Source organism: Mycobacterium talmoniae (assembly GCF_001854525.1).
Taxonomy (GTDB): Bacteria; Actinomycetota; Actinomycetes; order Mycobacteriales; family Mycobacteriaceae; genus Mycobacterium; species Mycobacterium talmoniae.
The window spans coordinates 1-1,113 of record NZ_MLQM01000344.1 but is presented as its reverse complement, the minus strand read 5'-3'; the positions used below and the strand labels follow the sequence as shown (position 1 = coordinate 1,113).

Annotated in this window: 3 protein-coding genes; all 3 read right to left on the bottom strand. The window is 65.9% G+C overall.

Annotated elements, in window-relative coordinates; translation table 11 throughout:
• Window positions 1-268, bottom strand: a 268-nt coding sequence (locus BKN37_RS27240; RefSeq protein ID WP_071028377.1) for a WXG100 family type VII secretion target, incomplete at its 3' end; no start/stop codon positions are given.
• 41 nt (window positions 269-309) lie between these two features.
• Window positions 310-609: a PE family protein gene (locus BKN37_RS27235; RefSeq protein ID WP_071030425.1), complete on the bottom strand. Its 300-nt coding sequence runs from the start codon at window positions 607-609 to the stop codon at window positions 310-312.
• A 259-nt stretch (window positions 610-868) separates the two neighbouring features.
• Window positions 869-1,113: WXG100 family type VII secretion target (locus tag BKN37_RS27230; protein WP_207547255.1), on the bottom strand; the 245-nt coding region annotated here is incomplete at its 5' end.

Below are 1,113 nucleotides of genomic sequence, written 5' to 3'. Positions count from 1 at the left end.
CTTCTTGCTGCTCGTAGTTGTTGGCGTCGCGGATCAGCCCGTCGCGCACCCCGTGCAGCATGTTGACGATGTTGCGGAACGCGGTCTGCATTTGGCCCATGGTGTCGTAGGAGGTGTTGGCCGCGGTTCCGCCCCAGCCGGCTCCGGTGATGTTGGTCGAGGACGCCCACATCTTGCGGGCCTCGTCTTCCACGGTTTGGGCGTGCACGTCGAAACGGCCCGCCATGGCCCGCATCTGGTGCGGATCGGTCATAAAACGCGTCGGCATATCACTGTCTCCTTAACTCGTTGCCTGCGAAACTTTCGGGGTTAACCGGCCGCGACCGCGTTGGCGGCCTCGGTGGCCGCATACGACCCGGCACTGACACCCAAGGTGTTGACGAACATCTCGTGAATCGCGGTCGCTTGCGCACTGACCGCTTGGTACAGGCTGGCGTGCGTCGCGAACTGCGCCGCGGTCAGCGCCGAGACCTCGTCGGCGGCCGCCGGAACCACGCCTGTGGTCGGTGCAGCCGCGGCCGCGTTCTGAGCGGCCAGCGACGACCCGAGGCCCTGCAGGGTGCCGGCCGCCGCCGTGAGCGCCTCGGGCTGGGTAGTTACGAAAGACATCGGCCTCTCTCCTTACTGACAGCCGACCCGTTGCGGGCCGGTCTCTGCTATGTCCCACCATCCCCTACGCCGTGCATATCGGATAGGCGCATTTGCGGGTTCTTTACACCAGGTGGCCGGACTTTGACGGCACGTTTACACCCCTGATCTTGCGCGAAACGCGGTGGCACACCGTGTGATCGGTGTGCCACCGCGTTCCTCGATTGTTACTACGCGGGCCGAGGAATCAGCGAATTCGCCGTCCCCCGTTCCCCTTCCGTTAGGCCCAGCTGGCGCTGACGGCGCCGTCGGTGGAGGCCATGTTGCCGCCGGCGGTTTGGACTTTGGTGCCGTGGGTGGCGGCTTGTTCGTAGATGACCTGGAAGTTGCGGCCCAACTGGGTGATGAACTCCTGGCAGGCCACCGACCCGGAGCCGCCCCAGAAGTCCCCGGCGGCGAGCACGTCGGCGATGATGGCCTGGTGCTCGGCCTCCAGGGAGGCGGCTTGGGCCTTGATCAGCGCGC